Annotated in this window: 13 protein-coding genes and 1 pseudogene; 10 read left to right on the top strand and 4 right to left on the bottom strand. The window is 62.7% G+C overall.

The genetic code is table 11. The annotated features are described in order from the left end of the window. Together ZBI01S_RS07340 and ZBI01S_RS07335 are read right to left on the bottom strand one after the other, a co-directional pair. A pseudogene (locus ZBI01S_RS07340) lies at positions 1-1,164 on the bottom strand (hypothetical protein); the annotation flags it as partial. A gap of 14 nt (positions 1,165-1,178) precedes the next feature. Beyond that, entirely contained in the window at positions 1,179-1,943 is a 765-nt protein-coding gene (locus tag ZBI01S_RS07335; RefSeq protein WP_066058541.1) for a hypothetical protein, read from the bottom strand. Between the two features lie 180 nt (positions 1,944-2,123). Here ZBI01S_RS07335 and ZBI01S_RS07330 point away from each other — a divergent pair, with 180 nt between their 5' ends. From ZBI01S_RS07330 to ZBI01S_RS07285, 10 genes are all read left to right on the top strand, one after another. Beyond that, positions 2,124-8,177 carry an Ig-like domain-containing protein gene (locus ZBI01S_RS07330; protein ID WP_066058538.1) on the top strand — a complete coding sequence of 2,018 codons (6,054 nt, stop codon included), beginning with the start codon at positions 2,124-2,126 and terminating at the stop codon, positions 8,175-8,177. A 127-nt stretch (positions 8,178-8,304) separates the two neighbouring features. Beyond that, positions 8,305-9,273, top strand: a complete 969-nt coding sequence (locus ZBI01S_RS07325; RefSeq protein WP_066058535.1) for an AAA family ATPase — start codon at positions 8,305-8,307, stop codon at positions 9,271-9,273. Then, entirely contained in the window at positions 9,270-10,508 is a 1,239-nt protein-coding gene (locus ZBI01S_RS07320) for a DUF58 domain-containing protein (protein ID WP_066058533.1), read from the top strand. The genes ZBI01S_RS07325 and ZBI01S_RS07320 overlap by 4 nt, the downstream gene beginning before the upstream one ends. Beyond that, complete coding sequence (locus ZBI01S_RS07315; RefSeq protein WP_066058531.1) at positions 10,505-13,054, top strand: transglutaminase-like domain-containing protein; 2,550 nt, start codon at positions 10,505-10,507, stop codon at positions 13,052-13,054. The genes ZBI01S_RS07320 and ZBI01S_RS07315 overlap by 4 nt, the downstream gene beginning before the upstream one ends. 9 nt (positions 13,055-13,063) lie before the next feature. After that, positions 13,064-14,563, top strand: coding sequence for a serine/threonine-protein kinase (locus ZBI01S_RS07310; RefSeq protein WP_066058528.1), 1,500 nt, complete (start codon positions 13,064-13,066; stop codon positions 14,561-14,563). A 257-nt stretch (positions 14,564-14,820) separates the two neighbouring features. Then, the gene (locus ZBI01S_RS07305; protein WP_159421448.1) at positions 14,821-15,414 is read left to right on the top strand and encodes a hypothetical protein; all 594 of its coding nucleotides are present in this window, start codon (positions 14,821-14,823) and stop codon (positions 15,412-15,414) included. A gap of 30 nt (positions 15,415-15,444) precedes the next feature. Beyond that, complete coding sequence (locus tag ZBI01S_RS07300; protein WP_066058523.1) at positions 15,445-17,292, top strand: hypothetical protein; 1,848 nt, start codon at positions 15,445-15,447, stop codon at positions 17,290-17,292. 63 nt (positions 17,293-17,355) lie between these two features. After that, positions 17,356-18,723, top strand: coding sequence for a S8 family peptidase (locus ZBI01S_RS07295; RefSeq protein WP_066058520.1), 1,368 nt, complete (start codon positions 17,356-17,358; stop codon positions 18,721-18,723). A gap of 152 nt (positions 18,724-18,875) precedes the next feature. Continuing rightward, positions 18,876-19,208, top strand: coding sequence for a WXG100 family type VII secretion target (locus tag ZBI01S_RS07290; protein WP_066058518.1), 333 nt, complete (start codon positions 18,876-18,878; stop codon positions 19,206-19,208). A 34-nt stretch (positions 19,209-19,242) separates the two neighbouring features. Beyond that, on the top strand, positions 19,243-19,530 hold the full coding sequence (locus ZBI01S_RS07285) for a WXG100 family type VII secretion target (protein ID WP_066058515.1): 288 nt from the start codon (positions 19,243-19,245) through the stop codon (positions 19,528-19,530). 373 nt (positions 19,531-19,903) lie between these two features. Here ZBI01S_RS07285 and ZBI01S_RS07280 read toward each other — a convergent pair whose 3' ends face one another. Together ZBI01S_RS07280 and ZBI01S_RS07275 are read right to left on the bottom strand one after the other, a co-directional pair. After that, positions 19,904-21,295, bottom strand: a complete 1,392-nt coding sequence (locus ZBI01S_RS07280; protein ID WP_066058512.1) for an FHA domain-containing protein — start codon at positions 21,293-21,295, stop codon at positions 19,904-19,906. Between the two features lie 65 nt (positions 21,296-21,360). Next, positions 21,361-22,692: a ubiquitin family protein gene (locus tag ZBI01S_RS07275; protein WP_066058509.1), complete on the bottom strand. Its 1,332-nt coding sequence runs from the start codon at positions 22,690-22,692 to the stop codon at positions 21,361-21,363. Between the last annotated feature and the right edge of the window lie 35 nt (positions 22,693-22,727).

Below are 22,727 nucleotides of genomic sequence, written 5' to 3'. Positions count from 1 at the left end.
GCCACCAGACGGGGTGCCGCCACCGCCGCCACCAGACGGGGTGCCGCCACCGCCGCCGCCGGACGGGGTGCCGCCACCGCCACCACCAGACGGGGTGCCGCCACCACCGGCACCAGATGGTGTGCCGCCACCACCGGCGTTCGGGTCAGCTGGTGGCTGCGTTTCGGTGGCTGCAGGCATACCGCTTGGGTTGCCGCTTGGGTCGCCGCTTGGGTCGCCGCCGGGCATTCCGTTCGAAGCGTCGCTGGCACCGGTTGGGTTTCCGTCTGGCTCACCGCCGGGCATACCACCCGGAGTGTCGCCGGCACCGGTTGGGTTGCCGCCTGGTTCGCCGCCGGGTGTGCCGCCAGGGTTGCCGCTCAGATCAGGCAGGCCGCCCTTGTCCTTACCGCCGAGGTTGCCAAGAAATTCTTCGAGTCCCGGTGGGTAGGCGCCGTCTTCGTTCGGCATGATGATGACGTTGTTGTCACCGGACACGATGATCTGGTCGCCGTCGCCAGACTCGGACGGTCCATCGCCGTCCTCGCTGTCGCCATCGCCGCTCTTCGAGTCGCCGTCCTTGTCGTCTGTGGTGGCATCCGATGCGTCGTCGTCATCATCATCCTTGCTTGGCGGCATGATGATGACGTTGTTGTCACCGGTGATGATGATCTGGTCGCCGTCGCCGGATTCTGTCGCGTTCATGGCAATGTCGTCATCGTTGTTCGACTTGAAATCTGGCAGGTCAGGCGTCGAGTCGCTCGTGGACTGATCGTCAGACTTCGTAACCGTCGTGTCCTTGCCCTCGCTAGCGATACCCGAAGTGGTGTCGCTGTCCGCAGCGTTGTCCTTCTTGTCCTCTGCCTTTGGTGCATCCGACTTGCCGCCCGACGGGGCACCGCCGCCGCTGCCGGCACCTTCGGCACCGCCACCAGCACCGCCCGATTCCGAGCCGTGGTCCTTCTTGATTGCGCCCGGAACGGCACCGTCAACGCTCATGCCGCCATTGCCGCCGGCACTTGTGCCCGTTGCACCAGCTTCGCTGGGGGCCACGGTCTCGGAAGCTTCTGGTTGCGCAGGGCGTTCCGCTGCCGCACGTGCGGCGTCAGCGAAATTGGCTTCCTGCTTGTCACTCGACCTAAATACCTGGTGGTTGTTTACTCGCTGCTGGAGTTGCTCATTCATGCTGTGCCAGTTCCTTAGTTATTGCCAAAGGGATTTGACCCGGTCATTCGCTGCGCGCGCAGTGTTGCTGCGAGCGCTTCTGCATTCGATTTGGTAGCGGCCAAACGCGAAGCAAGTGAATTGTCATTAACCTCTTCGCCGGAATTCACGCGACTAATTTCTTCGGCGATTGCCGCATTGATTTGAACGGTCGTTGAACGGTTAATGAATTCTGGGTTGAGTCGAACGCCGACAAGCATTCCAGCCATCACGATAAGTGACACCGGGCGTTCCTCATCGAGCGAGTCGAATCCAGCAGCTTTCGCGGCGCTAACTTCTTCTTGAAGTTCGGTCAGTCGGTGGCTGGCGTCGATGGCTTCTCCCTCAATGTCGTTGAGGTTGACCGTTGCACCAGGCTGCACATCGTTAAAGGCTTCCTGTACGTGTGCATCAGTAATCGCTTCGAAGTCCTCGGGGTAGTCGGCGATGTGTGCCTTGGCGCGCTCGACGCGGATCGCTTCGAGGCGTCGTGCCAGCACGGCAACGACCTCGACAACCTCGGCAACGGTGTATTCATCGTCCCAGTCCTGGGCCAGTCGGATCTCTGCGGGAGCGCCCTGTTCGTTGACGGCCACGTAGACAACTTCTTCGTCATCCCACATTGCTGCGGCACCGCCGTATAGACGGTATGCAATAACTTCGCGCATCGAATCAAACGCTTGCTTTTGCGCTTCTTCCATTTGCTGTTGCAGATCGAGCAGTTCCTTTGCATAGTTGCTCGAGTCGAAAGCGTTAATCACGCTTGGCTCCTTTGGGACGTCCGGGACAATTCGCGATCACGATAGGGGATGAAGGCCACCTCAGTCTTAAATTTGAAATGTCGGGGCAAAAAATCAACCTGAAGTAGAAGATCGCAAGACACAACTTGCTGATAGATTTCCGAGTTGCTAGCGGAACGACATATAGAAAGGCGCGCATTCGTGAATCGGATCCGGGCGTGGGTAACCGCAGCGCGGAACTGGCTTGTCGCCGGAATCACGTCGCTGCGCCACCGAGTCCACATCGCAATTGGGCTTGTCTTGCTCCTGGCCATCGGTATCCCCGCGTTTCTGCACCCCGGTGTACCAGAAGCCCGCACCGACCTCAACGAGGGTGGCGTTTGGGTGACGAACACCGAAAAGGGCATCGTCGGCCACCTCAACTACCCCGCGCGCACGCTCGAGTCGGGGCTCCAGGTCACCTCGAGCGACTTCGATATTTCGCAGCATGAACGCGATGTCGTCTTTAACGACTCCGGCGCAAACTCGGTCGCCACCGTCAACGTGGCTACCACCGCGCTGAGCACCGCATCCACCTTTGACTTCGAAGCCGAAGTCGTTCAGGGCGGTAACCGCTCCGCAGTCCTCAACCGCGAAAGTGGCGAGTTCTGGGTTATGCCGGCATCCGAGTCGGGCAGCATGCCGCTCACCGCCGAAACCGCACAAACCACCCGCCTTCCAGGCGGCAAACTCACGGCAAATGCCGACGGCGTGATCTTCGGGTTCTCGCCTGAGACCGGTCAGCTCGCCACCGTGACCCCCGAAGGTGCGGGTTACGCTACATCGCTCACCCAGATTGACGGCGTATCGCCGACGGGAGACGTGCAGTTCACCGTGGTGGGGGACAAGCCCGTTGTTATCGACCGCACTACCGCAAAAATCCACCTGCCCAGCGGTAAGCAGGTCGATGCCCCCAATAGTGACATCGTGCTGCAGCAGCCTTCGGGCAAGTCCGACTATGTCGTGCTGGCCGACGGTGCCAACCTCTTCCAAATCGACCTCGACAGTGGTCAGCAAGTATCGATGGCGTTGAAGCAGCCGACTCCGGGTCTGGCTGCGGCGCCCGTGCAGCACGGTGGATGCAGCTACGGTGCTTGGGCAGGCAGCGGCAACTTCTTGCGGTGGTGCGACAACGACACCGAAACCGAGTCGATGCACGTCGAATCGCTGATGGAAGCGAAGACCCCGGTGTTCCGCGTCAACCGCGACGTGATCGTGCTCAACGACACCGGTAAGGGTTCGGTCTGGTTGCCGAACGACAAGATGGTGCTCATCGATAACTGGGAAGAAATCGAGTCGGAGATTAAGGCCGACGAAGAGCGCGAAGACTCCCCGCAGACCAGCGACGAAGTCGCCGACCCCGACCGCAATACCGAGAACAAACCGCCGGTTGCCAACGACGACGAATTCGGTGTCCGTCCCGGTGCATCCAACCTATTGCCGGTGCTCATGAACGACTCCGATGCCGACGGTGACCTGCTGACCGCGAGCGTGACGGAACCTGCGGCGGGAATTCAAGTCAACGCATCCCGTGGTGGAGCTGCGCTGCAGGCAGAAGTACCCGATAGCGCTTCGGGCAAGCACACGTTCGTGTATCAGGCAGCGGATGGCCGTGGTGGCACCGATACCGCAAAGGTCACCTTGGACGTGCACCCCTGGGAGCAGAACGAAGCACCCGAACAGCGGCGCGTGCCGAAGGTGGTGCTTGGTGCCGAAGCGACCACCGAGTACAACGTCATGCCGGATTGGGTCGACCCTGACGGCGACATGTTCTTCCTCGAAGACGTCAAGGCACCCGAAGGCATCCAGGTGCGTTTCCGACAGGAAGGCACGATCGGGATCACCGATGTCGGGTCAACACCGGGCATGGTGCAGCTCACGGTAAAGATGTCCGATGGTCGCAAGTCGCGCGAGGGCACGATCAACCTCGACGTGCGCGGCACGGACAACATCCGACCCAAGGCCAACGGCGATTTTGTCGTGGTTCGCGAAGGCGAAACGGCCACGGTGAGCCCGCTCGATAACGATGTCGACGCGAACGGCGACCGGCTATCGCTGGTTTCGCTCTCGGCAGCCCCTCCGGGAACCTCGGTCACCCCGGCGCTTGACACCGGATCATTTGACTTCATTTCGAGCGCGAAGGGCACCTACTACCTCACGTACACGGTGACCGACGGCCCGAGCTCGACCACGGGCATCGTGCGTATTGACGTGCTCGAACGGGATAACGATTCGCCGCCGGTGGCCCAGGACGACATCGCCCTGCTGCCGACCGGTGGTGCGAGCCTTTCGGCGGTGCTCAATAACGACTTTGACCCCAGCGGTGCCGTGCTCGTGGTGCAGTCGGTCACCGTGCCTGAAAACGCGCCGGTGCAGGTCTCGCTGGTCGATCACCACCTGCTGCGGTTTACGTCGCGACAGGCCTTCGAAGAGCCCGTCAAGGTGAGCTACACCGTGTCCAACGGTAAGCAATCGGCCGAAGCCGAAGTCATGGTGGTGCCCACCAGCCAGGCCGACACTGCTGAGCCGCCGCAGCCAGAACCCGACCGCTTGCGCGTGCGCGTGGGTGATGTCGGTGGCGTTGCCGTGCTTGAGAACGACCGCTCCGTGAACGGCTTGCCGCTGCGCGTGCAGCCGAAGCTGTCACACTCCATTCCGGCCGATGCTGGAACAGCGTTCGTGACCGGCAACGAAGTTCGGTTCCGCGCGTACGACAAGCCGGGCAGCTACACGCTCACCTACAACGTTGAAGACGATGCCGGAAACCTCGCGACTGCGACGGTGACCATCGAGGTCGTTGACACCGCCGAAGGGGCCAACACCGCGCCGCAGCCCGAGGATGTCACCGCCTACGCGGTCGCCGGACAACAAACACGCATCCCCATCCCGCTTAGTGGTATCGACCCTGACGGTGACTCCGTTGCCCTCGTAGGTGTGCAGCAGGCTGCCGCAATGGGCGTTGTTGAGACGGGCACGGCCTGGCTTGAATACACCCCGTCGAAGGATGCCTCGGGTACCGACACCTTCAGCTACATCGTTGAAGACCGCTTCGGTAAGCAGACCACCGCACGCGTACGCGTCGGTGTGGCGCCACCGAGCGCGATCAACCAGGTGCCAAGCACGGCACCGGACGTGGTGCGCGTTCGCCCGAACCGCACGGTCTCGGTTGATGTGCTCGCAAACGACTCCGACCCAGACGGTGACGCACTCGGAATTGAGTCCGAAAGCATCCGGGCTACCGATGACCAGCGTGATCGCGTGAGCGTGCGCGACAACTTCATGAACGTGACCACGCCCGGTGATGAGGGCGCAGTCGTGGCCTCATACGATGTCACCGATGGGCGTGGCGGTAAGAATTCGAGCCTGTTGACGGTGCACGTGCAAAAGGATGCGCCGTTGCGCGCGCCGATGCCCGCCGACGACTTGGTCTCGCAATTGCAGGTCGATGAACAGGGCAGTCAAGTACGCGTTTCGGTGCTCGACAACGACGTTGACCCCGATGGCGACCGCGCCTCGCTCCAACTGTTTAGCGATGATGAGGGCGTTACCGTTGACGGCCAGTCGCTCATCATCGATGTGCAAGAAAAGCGCCGACAGGTTGTTTACGGTGTCCGGGACCAGGACGGACTCGAAGGCTTCGCGGTCGTATCCGTTCCGGGTAGCGAGGTGGAACGTCCGCGCGTGAACTCGTCGATGGTGCCGATCGCCATGCGTGGCGGGCAGTCGCTCACGCTCGAACTGAACCAGTACGTGATGGTGCGCCCGGGCCGAGCCCCGATCATTCCTGACCCGGCATCGCTCACCACTGCACCAGGACTCAAGGTCGAGCCAATCGAATCCGATGCTGATCGCATCAAGATCACCGCCGACAAGGACTTCAACGGCACGTCTTCGGTGTCGTTCGATGTGGCCGACGGCGACCTCGAACAAGACCGCAGCACGCTCAATGCCGGCATCGTCTTGCCGGTAAATGTGCGTACCGAATCGAACCAGCCGCCGGTATTCCGGCCATCCCCACTCTCGGTAGCTGTGGCCGAAAGCGCGGTTGTCGCGAATGTGTGCCAGATGGCTAAGGACCCGGACGGTACACCGTCAGAAAAACTCAAGTACCGAGTTATCAAGGCACCGAAAGAACTTGGTGTCACGATCAGCGGATGCGAGTTGTCGGTCACGCTGCGCGACAACGTCGACTACGGTCCGCTCGGTGAGATTGAAGTCGGTGTTGATGACGGGCAAGGCGAAGTGACCGGCGGCATTCCCGTGACCGTAAAGGCGTCGACACGTCCGCTCATCCAGGTTTCGCCCGCATCCATTACGAATGTGCAGCGCGGTGAAACGAAGACGATCGATATTCGCAAGTACGCGATCAACCCATTCCCCGATAAGGAAATGAAGATCGTGGGTTCGCCGAGCATCGACCGCGGCCAGGGTACCGCGCACGCTGAGGGATTGACGCTGACGGCAACGCCGAGCAAGGAGATGCTCGGTACGTTCACGGTCAGCTACACGCTGCAGGATGCGACTGGTGACCCGGAGCGACAGGTGCGCGGCACCGTTACGCTCACCGTGAAGGACAAACCAGCGCCGCCGACCAATGTGCGCGCCACTCCGGTTGGCCCCGGTACCGCGAAGGTGACGTTTGAACCCGGTGACAGCCACGGTTCGCCAATTCAGAAGTTCACTATCCGCACCAGCGGCGGTGTGACGAGCGAATGTACCGGTACCGAATGCTTGGTTTCCGGTCTGCAGAACGGCAGCACTCACGAGTTCCAGGTCTCGGCCACGAACGAAATGGGCACCTCGGAGTCATCCGGATGGTCGCCCGGGGTACTTATCGACGTGCAGCCGGAACAGCCGGCACCGCCGCAGCTGGTGCCAAAGGATGGCGCGGTAGAGGTGATTATCCAACCGACGGCTTCGCAGGGTTCCCCGGTTTCGCACTACATGGTGACCCTGCACCCGGGCGAGCAGCAGAAGAAGGTCACGGCTACCGACGAGCCAATGCGCGTGCAGTTCACAGGGCTGCAGAACGGTACGGCCTATCGCGCCTCGGTACAGGCGTTCAATAGCGCCAAGAAGCCGTCGGAATCTTCGTCGCTCAGTCGTGAGGCAGTGCCATTCGGTAAGCCCGCACCGGTTAACGATGTGGCGATCACCGAAGGTGCGAATGTAAATAACTCCACCGGAACGGTGGTCGTGTCGTGGAAGCCAGGTGACGGCAATGGACGACCGGTGCAGGAGTTCTGGGTCGAGCTGACGAACGGTGATTGGAAAACCGTTGGTGCTGATGTCAAGCAGGTCGAGTTCCAGGTGCCGCTGGGCGAAGACGTCTCGGCGGAGGTTGTTCAGTTCACCGAGTTCGGCCCTTCCGAAGGAGCGCACACCAATTCGGTTCGCCCACTCGGTTCGCCGAATGCGCCGGTGGGTGCACAGGCCGCCGTCGTTGGCCCTGGTGAAGTAAGAGTCACCGGGGCACGAACGAACGGTGGCGGTGGATTCAGTGATATTGACATTGAGCTGCAGGTGCATGACCCCGCAAATGGTTGGGTGCGATATAGCAGCGGCATGACCCTGAGCGGCTTCAATCTCGGGGAACCGGCAACTGTGGAGTTCCGGGCAGTCGCGATGAACGGCGGCCAGGAACGCGAGTCCGATCAGGTCTCCGTCACTACCTCGGGTGTGTACTTCGAGAAGCCGGCGAAGCCAACCGTCAATTGGTCAACGAACACTTCCCATGTCGTGACGTTTACCGTGGAGATGCAAGATGCGGCTCGCGGTAAGCCAGTGACCAAGATCGACGTCATCGGCGACGCCCGTCTCAGCGGCCATGCATCATCCACCTTTACGGTTCAGGGCGCTCCCGGTGACCGGATCGACGTTGAAGTGCGTGCTTGTTATGACGATGGCACGTGCGGCGGTTGGGAACCCGTCGTCGTCGAGATTCCGGTGGAATACGAGGTCTCCCTCACGAAGTGTGCCGATGGCGACAAAGACCCGAGCTGTCACACGGTTTCGCTGACGTACTCGAACTCGCAATTTGCGGGCAAAAACGTTCAGTGCGTCTACCAGAATTCGAAGTTTGGTAACCAACCTCCCGCCAACGGCCGCGAGGGCCAAGTCATCGACACCGGCTGGAAGACGAACTACTCCGACGCGAATTCCTTCGAACAAGGTATTCAGTCGGGCAGCGTGCAGGTGAGCTGTTATCTCAAATAGACCGCAGCGGACGCGGCCGTAACCGGACCGCATCCACCCACCCAAACGCAAGACCAAAACCATCCACGACTCAGCTGCTTGTAAATCGGCACGAGCACGAACACCCCAACACAAAGGAACCCCTCGAATGGCACTCAGTGAGCAGGAAGCCCGCGAATTTGCGAAGACATTCGCCGCGCTCGTCGACACGGTCGGCGAAGCCCTTCTGGGTAAGTCGCATGTGGTGCGATTGGCACTCACCTGCATGTTTGCGCAGGGTCACTTGCTGCTTGAGGATGCACCGGGCACCGGAAAGACGGCACTCGCGCGTGCGATTGCTGCCGCGGTAAACGCGCCGCACTCGCGTATCCAGTTCACCCCCGACATGCTGCCCTCGGACATCACCGGTGTCACCATCTACGACCAGAAGACCGGCGACTGGAACTTCCACCACGGACCGATTTTTGCCTCGATCGTGCTGGCCGATGAGATCAACCGTGCCTCGCCGAAGACGCAGTCGGCACTGCTTGAGGTGATGGAAGAAGCCCAGGTGACGGTCGATGGTCGCACGTACGCGACACCGCAACCGTTCATGGTGGTCGCAACGCAGAACCCGGTTGAGCAGGCCGGTACGTACCGCCTACCGGAAGCACAGCTGGACCGCTTCTTGATGAAGACCTCGATCGGTTACCCGCCGCACGAGCAGTTTGTTGAGGTGCTCGACGGTGCTGCCCAGCCCGACCGCTCGAAGCGTCTGCACCCGGTGGTTGATGGTCCGACCGTGATGCGCATGGCTGAGGCCGCCGCAAATACGTACACCGACCGGGCCGTCGCCGGCTACATCGCGAGCCTCGCCGAGGCCACCCGTGACTCTGCCCACGTACGCCTGGGTATTTCGATTCGTGGTGCTATCGGTATGGCCCGCTGCGCCCGCGTTTGGGCGGCAGCGCAGGGCCGCGCCTATGTGCTGCCCGATGACATCAAGGCGCTCGCGCAGCCGGTTTGGGCACACCGTATCGTCATGGATCCCGACGCGCAGTTTGCGGGCATGACCGCTGCCAAGGTGCTCGACGAAGCGATTTCGCAGGTCGTCCCACCCGCACAGGGTGAGGCGTGATTCGCCGCCCTGATTCGCAGGAGCTCACTCGCCGGTTTGTCGTTCACCCGGCCGGGTGGGCTGCTGTTGCTGCCCTCGTGGTTGCGTCGGTGTTGGCAGTTGGATGGGGATGGCAGGGCGCCGCGGCGGCTGCGGTTATCACGCTGGTTGCGATGGTGGTCGCCCTCGTGGTCGTGCTGCGCCCGGTGACCTTCACCGTCGAAGTACAAACGCAGCAGCAGCGCATCGTGGTCGGCAAAGTGAGCGTTGCTGAGCTCGTGGTCACCGCGGGCAAGCGCGGCAGCTCGGCTGCCGTGGTCGATGTGCCGGTTGGTGACCTTCGCGCATCGTTCTTGGTGCCGCGCCTGGCACCCGGCGAAACTTGGCGTGAACCTTTCCTTATTCCCACTGAAAAGCGACAGGTGCTCGCGCTCGGTCCGGCAACGGCAAGTCGTACGGATGCGGTCGGGCTCATTAGCCGCGACACGGTACTTTCCGGACGCGAACTGATTTACGTGCATCCGGCAACGCTGGTGCCCGGATACGACGCAACCGGTCTGCTGCGCGACATCGAAGGCGTGCAGAGCGAAACGCTTTCGCCATCGGACGTCGCCTTCCACGCGCTGCGCGACTATCAGCCCGGCGACGACCGACGCCACGTGCACTGGCCGACGACCGCGAAACACCAGCGCTTGGTGGTGCGACAGTTCGAAGAAACCCGTCGCTCCGAGCACGTCATCATTATCGATACCCGCATGGCGTCGTACCCCGACCCGGCAAAGATGTCCTCGCCGAAGCCGGGCGAGCGGCCGCAACCGGCCAGCGAGCTCGCGCTCTCGATTGGTGCATCGTACGGTGTGGAAGGCATCATGCTCGACCGCGAGGTCGCGGTGTGGTGTGGTCCAGAACAGCTACCAATGTCGACCCCAACCCGGTTCCTCGACGAGGTTACGGCGGTGGAGTGCGTCACCGATCCCGAGGCGCAGGTGGCGGAAGACCGCGAACTCGATGCGCTCGTGTTGGCAGCCGTTCGCGAGGCCCCGCAGGTCTCGGCGTTGACCATTGTTACGGGTACTGAAGTTGCCGATGACGCCATCGTGCGCGCCCTGCGTGCGGTACCGCTCTCTGCCACCGGTATGTGCATCCGCGCCACGACCACTGGACGTGTGCAGCGCACGCAGCTTGACGGCGCACCCATGTTCACCATGAGCACACTCGAGCAGTTGCGGCAAGTTTCGGCGGCGGTGGGCGCATGAGCACACGCAAGTTTTGGCGTGATCGGGGCAGCGACACCTCGATGCCTGCCGGTTTTCGCCGGTCGGCGCGCCCGACGAACACCGGTTCGGTCTGGCAGCGCTGGCGCGAACACCGCATGCTGCGAGAACAACCGGCACGATTCTGGAGCTCACTGGCGCTGATCGCGGCCATGCTCATCCCGTCAGTGTTCGCTCACGAGCCCGTGTTCGGGCAGGGTGTGGGCCTGCGTGGGGCGATCGCGGGAGTGCTGCTCGGACTCATGCTCGCGCTGACCCACGCGATGTTTGCCTGGCGCTGGTGGTTGACCCTCAGCGTTGGCGTGGTGGTCTACTTCGCGCTCGGTGGGCTCGTTGCGCTGCCGGGAACGCTGACTGCCACCGGCTTCCCAACCGCGGACACATTGCAGTTGCTCGCGGTGCAGATCATCCACTCGTGGAAGGACCTGCTCACACTGGTACCACCCGCGGCGACGTTCACCGGGCCAACGGTCTTGCCGTTCTTGGTGTCGTTCGTGCTGGCGTTCGCGGCAGCGCATTTGGCGTTCCGCGGGCGTTGGCTGTTCGCGACCTTGCCGGTCGTTGGCAACTACGTCATCGGTGCGGCCTGGTCGGTGCCGGTGGCGCCGTTCGCGCTGTGGTGGGGTGCCGGTTTCGCGGCGCTCGTCGCGATTTGGTGGGCGCTCGGGGCTGCTTGGGATCGCCGCAGTCGCGGTGAAGAAATCGTTGTCGGTCGTGAAGCTCGGGATGCGGTCAAGGGACAGGTTGGCGAAACCACCGGTGCCGGGATGCTCTCGGTTACGGAGCGCACCACTGACCGCACCAGCATGGGCAGCCGACGCGTGGCGGTGCCGTGGTTGCGTCAGCTGCTCGGTGTGGTGGGCACGCTCGGTGTGGGCGTCCTGATTGCGGGCCTGCTGGTGCCGATTTGGGGTGCCGGACAGCCTCGACACGTGCTGCGTGACTACATCGCCCCGCCGCTGGACGTTCACGACCTGCCGACCCCGCTCGAGCAGTTCCGACACCTGAGTGCGGATCTTGCCGATGCCGAGCTCATGACCGTGGCCGGACTGCCAAACGGTGCGCGCGTTCGCTTTGCCACGATGAACCAATACGACGGTGTGCGCTGGGGAATCGCCCCACCTGAGGAATCGACCGCCGGGTTCTTCCAGGTGGGCGAGGTTATCGCCCCGGCTCAGAGTGATGTCGATCCGGGCGTTCGGCAGGATTATGACGTCATCGTCAAGCTCAATGAACCAATGAACGCGTGGATTCCAACGGTCGGGCACCTGGAAGGCGTGCGATTGGAGTCGCCGGAGGTCGCGGCCGCGCTGTTCTACGACCGTGACTTGCAGACGGCAATGACCACCGCATCCGTGCCGAAGCCGCTGCACTACACGATGCAGGGGTGGAACGAACCGAAGTGGAACGAAGGTCAGCTTTCGGGGCGCGGTCTTGGTGGCGACCCGGTCGCTAGCTATGAGGGCGTACCGGATGAGATTGCCTCGTTGGCAGCGGATATCACGCTGAAAGCGACCTCGCCGCTGGATCGTGCCCGCGCGCTTGAGCGGTACTTCCGCGAGACCGGGTTCTACGCCAATGGCACGCAGGCGCCGTCTCGTCCGGGCCACAGCTCGGGGCGTATCAACGAATTGCTCGAAGGCGAACAGATGGTTGGCGACGATGAGCAATACGCCACCGCCATGGCCATGGCCGCAACATCGCTCGGGATGCCCGCGCGCGTGGTCATGGGCGCGTACCCGAAGAGTTACGGTGAGGGCCCGCAGAAGATCACCGGCGACGATGTGCACGTCTGGGTAGAAATCCAATTCCAGGGTGCCGGTTGGGTGCCATTTGACCCAACGCCACCGAAAGACCAGACACCGCAAACCGAGATGCCCGAACCGAAGTCGGTGCCGCAGCCGCAGGTGTTGCAGCCGCCAGAGCCGCCGCGTGAGCCGCCGGAGTTGCCGGCGCAGCACCGTGACCGCGAACCCGATGACCCGGTGCAGCCACCGGTTGAGTTCCCGTGGCTCGCCGTGGGTGGTGCCACGGCACTGAGCCTGTTGCTGCTCTTGCCGCTGCTTGGCGTGCCGCTGTACAAGCTCTGGCGTCGCCGAAAGCGCAAGCGCGAGGGCGGTCGTGAGGGCGTGCGCAATGCCTGGCTTGAAGCCTCGGATTACGCCAATGACACCGGTATGGAGTTGGGTAACTCGACGAGTACGGTCCTGGAACGTGCCGAAATCATGGAGGCCCAGCGCGATCTCAACGGTGCCGGCGTGGCGCTTGCGCGTCAGGTAGGCGCGGCCGAGTTCTCGGGCGTTGCCGTATCGGATGCGCAGGTCGCGCACGCGTGGCAGGCAGAGCAGGCGCTGCGACAGGCGCTCATGCCGGCGAGTGTGTGGGAACGCTACCGAGCGCGACTATCCTGGCGAACGATTGGGCGTCGCAAGTATCGCGAGCGGGCGGCGAAACGTTCGCAGCGTGAACAGCGCCGCCAACGGCGCAGCAAGCGATCGGGCGCCGAACCACCAAGCACGGAGCAATAGGAGCGTCAGTTGAACACGGAAACTCCCGGACGCGGTCCGGATATTCCGGGCTACCAGTGGCGTGCCTACATGGGGCGCGGTGGTAGTGCCGACGTGCACCGTTACCGGCAACAGTCACCCGAGCGTGAAGTCGCCATCAAGGTGCTGCGGCCCAGGGTCGGATACGAAGCCGAGGCGATGATGCGCCGTGAGGCCAACGTCTTGGCGCAGGTATCGACGCACCCGGGCATCGTGTCGCTCTATGCCACTGGTCGTACCCGTGAGGGGGCGACCTGGATGGCGCTCGAACTCTGCCAGCCGCCTCGCTGGCAGCGCGGCGGGGGAGTGATGCCCGTCGCTGATGTGCTGCGCAGCGGTGTGGTGCTCTCGGGTGCTTTGGCAACACTGCACGGTGTTGGCATCGTGCACCGAGACGTCAAGCCGTCGAACGTGCTGACTTCGGAGTTTGGTGGCCCGGTGCTCACCGACTTCGGTATTGCTGGTGCGGTCGGGATGCCGTTGCGCCACGGTGAGGGCGGGCTGTCGATTCCGTGGGCGGCCCCCGAAGTGCACATGGCCGAGACCGAAGTGGGTGCGGCGCAGGACGTCTTCTCGCTTGCCGCGACGCTCTGGACCTGGCTTGCGGGTGCATCCCCCTTTGAGATTCTCAATGGTGACAACTCGCGTGGTGCGTTGATCGGGCGCGTCATGGGAGGTCAGCTGCGGGGGATTGGCCGTCGTGACGTGCCACCGGCTCTCGAAGAGGTGTTGATGCGCGGCCTCGCCCGCGAGGCTGCGCAGCGCCCGAACGCCGCGGACTTTGGCCGGATGCTGCAGCGGCAACAGCGGGCGCTCGGGCTCCCCGAAACCGAGCTAGAAATTCGCGAAATTGGCGACTCGGTGTCGGCTCGGGCTGCGGTGGCGGCATCGGACGACCCAGACGCCACGCGCTTGCGTCCGGTTGCGGTGGTGTCGAGCGACACAACGACCGGTGGCACGACCAACCACCGATCGTTCGAGTTTTCAGAACAGGGTACGCGGCACACCACGACGGGCCAGACCTTTGGGCGAATGGACACGACCGGCGGCGCAATGCCGATGGTTTCCGCGGGGCGTGGCCCTTCCGCACTCGGCATCTTCTTTGCCGTGTTGGCGGCGTTGGTTGTGGGTGGTGCTGCGCTGCTCGTGGCATTCCGCGGCGGTGGATGGACGGTCGCACCGGATGCGCCAGCGGAGACGAAGGTCGCCGATCCCGTTTCCGCACAGGTCCCGAGTGTGGGCGATCTCCAGGTGGTCATTGAAGGCGACCAACTGGTGGCATCTTGGAAAGCACCATCGGAGCTGCCGGCAACAAACGGCGCCCACTTTGGCTTCACCATCACGCGTGCCGGGCAGCCCGAGCACACTGATGTGACCGACCAGACGAGCATTTCGTTCCCCGCGGTTACGGGATCGAACTGCATCGAAGTGTGGACTCGCGGGCCTGGCGGCGCGACCTCAAAGTCGCAGCAGGCGTGCGTTACCAATTAGCGTTCGCGCACCTATTACCGGATGCATCTGGTTACGTGAGCCGCCGTAAATCGCGTCGTATTGCTGCCCGCTAATTCGGGTGCATCCCTGAACTGCCGGGCTTCTACAACTTTCGGATGACATCCGCAAAAACCGGCGTCACCGTTGCCTCAAGTATCCATTTTGTTAACTTTTGTTCGGAAAACTGCTCGCGCATGACCTCGGGTCCGTACCGAAATTTCGGGTGGTCCCACCAGAATCTTGGGAAAGTGAGCATCGTGAGCAAGCAAACCGAAGTGGTGCACGCTGGCATTGACAGGGCTGAGAGCCAGCTGACTTCCTCGCACAACCACTCCAACACCGGTCGTACGCACGTGACCAACGTTCGTGGACGTCAGAACGCAGGCAAGTGGGCACCGATGCCCGAGACTGCTGGTGTCACCCAGCGCTCCAGCATGGTCGCCGAGAATTTCGAAAAGAAGCTGGCTTGGATCCTGAAATCCATCGAGGAATTCCGTCAGAACGTACAGATCACGCGGGACGAGTTCGAAAACACCGACGAGGCCGGTCGTGCGAAGTTCAACGAGCGCATCAGCTCGGTGGGTGGCGACCACCTCGACCGCTACGGCAACAACAAGTACGACCAGCTGAACGAAGTTCGGCGCATGTTTAACCTCGATGACAACCCACTCCTGGAGCTTGTCGCGCCGGAACTTGGTCGTCCAGATGTGGTACCGCCAACTGAGCTGCCCGCCAACGAAGTTCCTGCAAACCAGTCGGGTGCGCCGAGCATGACCGTGCCGAGCGGTACCCCTTCGGGCGCTGAGCCCAAGGTCAACCCGAACGGTAACAAGTCGGCAGACCTCGGATAGTTACGAGTAGCGAGCAGGTAGGAAGAAATCATGGGTGTCTACGTAACTCGGCTGAGTGCGGTCATGCAGGCTCAGCTTTCGCAATTTGAACAGGACAAGCAAGAACTCGACAACGCTGCCGAGCGTCTGGAAGATGCTGCACGCGACTTTGACAAGCTCAAGGATATTGAGTCGATGTTCGGTGGCGACACCGACATTTCGATCCGCGATTCAGCATCGAAGCTGACTCGCGTGATTGAAGAGACGCAGCTCGATCTGCTCCGGATGAAGGACTCGACCGAGACTGGGCGTCAGGGTATCCAGGCGGCACAGGCGGCCTACCAGTCGCTGCCGAGCGGTCAGCCGAACGCATTTGAGCAGGGCCTCGGTCTCGCGCTCAAGGTGCTTGTTCCCGGTGTCGGAATCATGGCGGGTAGTGCATTCCTCGAATTTATTACCGCAGCGCGCGAAGCCGAGCGTGAACGTCAAGCACGTGCCGCGCTGCGGAAGCTTGGTCAGGACATGCACACGACTGAAGGCCAGCTGCCTGACGTTGTCGCGCCTAAGGACAAGCACCAGAACGGTGACGATGCCAATAACCCGGACACCACACCGAAGTTCCCCGGCCATGGCACCGGCATCCCTAGCGATCGCAACACCGGCACTGGCACCAATGGCACGCTAACGCCGGCCGAGCGTGTGCGTCAGGCCATCGAACGCGGTCTGAACTCGGTTAGCTACGACGAAAACGCCGGCGTTGGTGACTACCCGGGCGTTGTGCCAGCAAAGAACCCGCTGCCAAGCATCGACAAGTGGCCATTTGATGTGTACCACCCCGGTGACATTAACCGTGACGGCCCGTTGCAGGGTGGCTACCGGGTCAATGCTGACCCAAGCCTGGGCCAGATGCCTCGCGACCCGATGCTTCGCAGCACCATTGAAGAAGGTCAGGCTGCGCTTGGCGGCAACCTTGGTGCGCTCGGTGCCGCAGGCGCCGTAGGTGCGGGTGCGCTTGCACTCGGCGGTGCTGCTCGCGCCGGTAGCTCGGTGCCGATGGGCGCCATGGGTGCTGGCGCTGGTGCTGCTGCTGGTGCGCCAGGCGCGGCTGCAGGTGCCGCTCGCGGTGGCATGGGCATGGGCATGGGTATGGGCATGATGGGCGGTATGGCTGGCGGTGCTCCCGGTGCAGCCGGTGGTAACGACAAGAAGAGCGCCCGTTCGGGTCGCCTCGGCGGGCCCGCTGCGGGACGCCCGGGCGTCGGCGGAGGCGCCGGTCGTGCCGGTGCCGTGGGCGGTGCCGCTCGCGGTGGCATGGGCATGATGGGCGGTATGGCCGGTGGTGCACCGGGTACTGCTGGTGCCAATGAGAAGTCCAAGAAGTCGGGCAAGGGGCGCCTGGGTGCTGCAAGCGCCGGACGCGCCAGCGCAGCTCGTGGCGGTACCGCTTCGGCACCTCGCGCAGGCATGACCGGCGGCGCTGCTGCCGCTGCCCGCTCTGGTGTTGCAGGTGCTGGCGCCGTTGGTGCGCGCGGTGGCATGGGCATGCTGGGTGGCATGGCCGGTGGTGCACCCGCAAACGGTAATGCCGACAACAAGTCGAAGCAGAGCGGCAAGGGCCGCTTCGGTCTCGGATCGGGCGCCGGCCGTAGCGCTTCGGCGGCAGGTCGTGCTGCAGCAGCCGGTGGCGCTGCCCGTGGCGGTGGCATGGCAGGCGGCCTCATGGGTGGCCTTGGATCCGGCAAGGACGAAAAGGAAGCAAAAAAGCGTACGAACTACGGCGCATCCGGAGTGGAATTCTTCGACCTCGCTGGCGAGAAGCAGCTCGGTGAGGCGGGCCGCTCGGGCCGGGTCACGAAGGACGTTATCGAAGTTGCCACACAGGATGACAGCCGCTGGTAAGTACTAGTTAGTTACGTTTGCCGCTGCCTCAATTTGAGGTGGCGGCAGACGTCGTTAAGGAACATGATGAAACGAAATTTCCCGCATCCACTGCGCAAAATCGTCGCGGGATTCGGCGCTGCCGTGTTGTCCGCTGTAGGGATCGCGGCGGTCTCGCCCGCGGTGCCTGCGAGTGCGCAAGAACAGTCGCCCGAAGCCGCACTGAACTGGCACATCAAGGCGTTCGGCTACGACAAGCTACACGCCGAGGGGTTCACGGGTGAGGGCATCACCATCGCGATCACCGAACCGAGCATTAACCTCGACTCGCCAGACCTGCAGGGTGCCAACATCGAGTACATTCCGCTGCCGGAAGACTGCCAGATTCCGGTGGAACGCAAGTTCTACGATCACGGCACTATGGTCGCGTCGATGCTTGTCGGCCAGGGCGGCGAAGGCAAGATCCAGGGCATCGCCCCAGACGCAAAACTCATTGTGTTCCAGGGTCAGCTGACCAGCGATGACAAGCTCAATGGCGATTGTCCCGACACGGCGCACAGTGTGTCGGGCAGGGCACTGGCAGCGGATGACCTCGGTGCGGACATCATCAGCTCGTCCTTTAACTCGATGGACTTCACGAGCGTGGCATATCTGGCCATGCGTGACATTCCCTTCTTTCAGGGGGCCGGTAACAATGGAGTCGTGGCTTATGGTGGTGAGCCCGGCACCGCGGCGATTACCGCCCACGACAAATCCCGGGCCGTGCCAGAGTGGAGTGCTCACGGTGAAAACCTCTCGCTAGCAGCTCCAGGAGTCGGTCTGGTTGTTCGACCACCATCGACGAACTCGCTCGAGTTCCAGGACGGTACCTCGTTGGCATCGCCAATCGCGGCCGGCACGCTCGCTCTCGGTATGCAGAAGTATCCGGATGCATCCGGTCACCAATTGATGCAGTCGCTCGCGCGGAACACCGTGGGTGGAAATCCGGATCTCTCGAAGCACGACTCGACGACCGGATTTGGTGTTATCGATCCGTTGGCCTTCATGGCTGCTGACCCGATGCAGTATCCAGACGAGCCGCCGTTCTGGAAGAAGCCGGACTATCCGACCGATGATCCTTGGCTTGGCGTCAACGACATCCTCGACGGTCTTCCGGCCTATGAAGGCGAGGCGAAGAACTACCGCCCGGATGCGGGCATCAACCCAAATGCAATTGAATGGATTCCGGCCGACAAGAAGGACCTTGTTGGCACAGCTCCTGATGCTGACTATTGGCAATCGCACGGTGATTTCAATGCGCCTGCAGATAAGTCAGAATCTGGGAATCGCAGTGAACCTGGGAATTCAGTTAACGGCTCGCAAACGCTCATTATCGGAATTGTTGCGGGTGCTGCGTTATTGGTCATTTTGATTATTGCCGTTGTGCTTATGGCTCGGCGTAAATCCGCATAAACACGCGGTTGTCAACCCCCTGTAATACTTTTGGTGGACATTTCGTATTTGAATAGAATGCGGTTAGACATGTCACATTCGATTCGTATACTTCCCGTGTTCTGCTTGAACAACATTGACACTGAACGCAACACAAACATTTGAGGTGAATCATGTCGCAAACCTTTACCGGCGAAGGCGCCATTGAAGCTGGTGCTTCGGCCGCCGACGACGCACGCCAGAACCTTTCGAGCATCGTCTCGCGTCTCCAGGGCGAGATGGAAGCAATCCGTCCTCAGTTCCAGGGTGCCGCTGCAAACGCATTCCAGTCGGCCATGGGCAGCTGGAGCGAGAACGCAGAGAAGATCATTTCGACTCTCGACCAGTTCTCGTCGGACCTCCGCGGAACCCAGGCCGACATCACCAGCACTGACGACGACCGCGCTTCGGCGATGGCGAACCAGGAAGAAGCTGGCCTCGTTAACTTCAGCTACCCGGGCGCCTAAGCCCTACGAGACTAGGAACTAGGAGAAGATCACCGTGGACATTCGCGTAAATTACGGCACCATGGAGTCGGCCCAGCAGCAGCTTTCGCAGGGCAACTCGAACATCGAAAACACCCTCGACGGCCTTGAGACCCAGCTCAACGGCATGGTTGCACAGTGGGAAGGTTCGGCACAGGGTGCCTACCAGAACGCTCGTGCACAGTGGGACAACGCCATGGCACAGATGAAGGTTGCGCTGAACAAGCTCAACCAGCTCATGGGCGAGACCGCTATGGACATGAACGCAACTGACCGCAAGGGTGCAAACCGCTTCGGTGGCTAATTGCTTCAGCAGATGCTGAGGGGCGAGACGAATACGTCTCGCCCCTCGCCTGTTTTCCGGACCCTCGGGTGCATCCCTGCCCGCCCGTATTAGGGCGTCGACCTTGCATGGGCGCTGTGGTCGACTTTGGTTGTTAACCGCGCGTGGAGCTGTGCAAAGTCGGCCGCAACTCGTGCGCGGCTTGCGCAGGCGAACTGGGGTGTCGCGGCGGTGTCGGTCCAGGGGCGCTGTGGTCGACTTTGGTTGTTAACCGCGCGTGGAGCTGTGCAAAGTCGGCCGTAACGGTGTCGGTCCATGGGTGTTGTGGCCGACTTTGGTCGTTAACCGTGCGTGGAGCTGTGCAAAGTCGGCCGCAACTCGTAGGTGGCTTGAGCTACTGGAGCTCGAGTTCGAAGCGCCCCAGGCAGATCACATCGCCCAGTTCCAGGCGGAAGTCCGTATTCGCGGTGACGAGGTGTTCCTGTCCCGCACGCCGCACGCGTGTGCCATTTGCGGAACCGAGGTCGCGCACCGAGGCTCCCGACGCATCCGGCACAATCATCAGGTGTGAACGCGAGATCGATCGCGCGTCATCGGCAAGCGTGACGGGAATCTCATCGTGCTCGGGGCGAGGCTTGCGGCCGACCAGGAGCGCCCCGTGCAGGGCAATGCGCTCGCCATTGGGCAGCACCACGATGGGTGTGCGGTCGGCAGCCTGGGTTTGCTGCGGGGCGGCGGCGATGTTGGCCGCGGATGCGGTTTCGGGCTGGGCGGATGCGGTTGCGTCAAACTCCACGACGCGGTGCTGTTGGGGTTCGGCGCCGGAGACGGGCGAGGGGAGCGGTGCTTCCTGCGGCAGACGCGTTGGTGCGGACGGAGCGGCAGCCTGCTGTGGCGTGCTTCGTGTGTCGTGCTGCGGGGTGCCAAACTGCGTGGCGTCGTGCTGTGGGCCACCCTGCTGCGGCATGCCCGGCTGCGGGCCACCGTGCTGCGGCATACCTCCAGGGAATCCTGCCTGCGGGGCAGCCTGCTGCGGGTGCCACGGCTGCTGGTGGGCCTGTTGCTGGTTGCCCTGCTGTGGGTAACCAGGTTGCTGGCCGTCGTACTGTCCGTATTCGGGATGCGGATCGTGGCCGTAGACCTGCTGCGGCACCGGTGCCTGCATGCCGCCGTGTGCCTGTGGGTGGTCTTGCGGGGCGAGGTCATGTGGCTGCTGGCTCTGGTGACCCTGGTGTGCCGCGAACTCGTGCTCGCCTGAAGGACCAGGCTGGCCCGGGTAACCCGGCTGCTGCGCAGCCTGCTGGGGGTCCACAGGCGCTTCTGCTGCGGTCTCAAACTGGACAGGGGCCTGGTGCGGTACCGAAGGCGAAGCCGGGGTCCACGGCAGCTGCGGGACCGCATCCGCAAAACCACGATCGCTCACGCGCCGCACCGCAAGCTGCGTCTCGTCTTCCGATACGGCCGGAGCTGCGCCCACGCCGAAGGCCATACGCGCCAGGATGCTACCCGGGGTCGTGCCAACAATGCGCCAGACGAAGAACACCAAAATGGCGACCTCGAGCCCGACAATGACCGTCAGTGGAATGTTCTCGCTCAGCCACCAGCACACGCCGGCCGCGATGCCGACCGCCAGCACATCGAACGCGATACCGACACCGGTGACCTTCGAACCACCGTCCCGGCCTCGACCAGCTTGGGATGCGGTCGACTCGCCGCGCAGAATCGTCGCGTCGGGTGCGGGCTGCATCCCCGCAGCCGCTGAACCAAATTCAGATTCCGAAACCATGTGCATCCCTTTTCTGCGAGTCGAATCAACCATGCTGCTCCACCGTGCCCGTCACCTGTAGGCCGCTACATCATGGCGCGCACGGCGCTGAACGCGCCGGCCGCAACGAGCGCCAGCGGAATCGCCGCAACGATTGCCAATTGCTCGAGGATGTCTGCGGCACGCGTGATTGCGGGCGCGTACATACCGTGATTGAGCCAGAAGCCGATGCCGAACATCGCCGCGGCGAGCACGATGGCTCCGATAATCCACAGCGACACATCGCCAACCGGGTGAGTTGCAATCGCGATGCCGAGCAGCACCATGACGACCAGGCGCGGCACCCAGCGGGTAAACGCGTTTCGGGCATCGCGGGGGTAGAGCGTGAAACAGGCAATCGTCGCCACGGCGAGCGCGAGCGCCGTCCATCCTTCGAGCGTCTGACGGGCAATGATCTCGATGACCGGTGGCATCGACACGATCGCCAAGACGCAGGCCACCGAAATCGAAATGATGCGCAGGGTCGAGCCCTGCTGCAGCGTGTGGCGAACGCGGCGCGATGTGATGCGAGCCGGTGGCGGCACATCGGGCGTGTGCACCGAGGGCGCCGTGCTCAGCACCGCGGGCAAATTGAGCAGCTGCGACTCCGGCACCCGCAATGACGACGACGCGCTCATGCTCAGCAGCACGATCGCCGCAGCGAGCCCGATCGGCCCGGCAACGTCATTCGGTACTTGCGCGAGCGACACGGTGGAGAGCACGGTGGCTGAGCCCAGCCACATACGCACGGCGGTGTCGGTGTAGTCGTGCTCTTGCACAAACCTCGTGATGAATGCGGCGACCGTGCCGCCCCAGAGGAACGCGAGCGCGTAGCTCCAACCGGCAATGAGGGTGGGATGCATGACCGCGACACCCGCAGCAGCCGCAGCTGGCAATGGGGTTACGAGTCCGGCCCAAGAGGTGCGGATGGTGAACTTCTGCGCCACGAGCACGGCGAACGCGGCGACCAGTGCGAGCGCGAGCCCGAACCGTGGCCAGTAGTCGGCGCTCCAATAGTCGCGGGTGCCCGGCAGCAGCAGGGCGACAACCGGGCTCAGGCAGGTGAGCAGCAGGATGCTTGCAAGCAGGTGGTTGGGGACGTGCCGCTGGGCGTTCGCGGCCTTAATGTCTTCGGCGACGCGCTGCGAGGCGTCGGCTTCATCGCGTCGGGCGGTATAGAGGACAATGCCTGCCGGCAGTGATTGCCCGAACGTCTCGGTTTCGCCCAGGGTGCGGCCCAGCTCATCGCAGAGCCGGTAGCGCTCGTGACCGCGGTCGAGTTTGAGCAACATGCCGCGCACGGTGGTGCCAACGGGCACGGAAAAATCGAGTACCTCATTGTTGCGGTAGATCGTCGCGGTGGTGGTCGCGGCTGGCAACGTCGAGGCACCTCCTTTCGCGAATGACCCGTTGC

The sequence above is a fragment of the [Zimmermannella] bifida NBRC 103089 genome, from assembly GCF_001570925.1.
Classification (GTDB): domain Bacteria; phylum Actinomycetota; class Actinomycetes; order Actinomycetales; family Microbacteriaceae; genus Gulosibacter; species Gulosibacter bifidus.
Note: the sequence above shows the minus strand (reverse complement) of the source record. Positions and strands in the feature narration are given on the sequence as shown.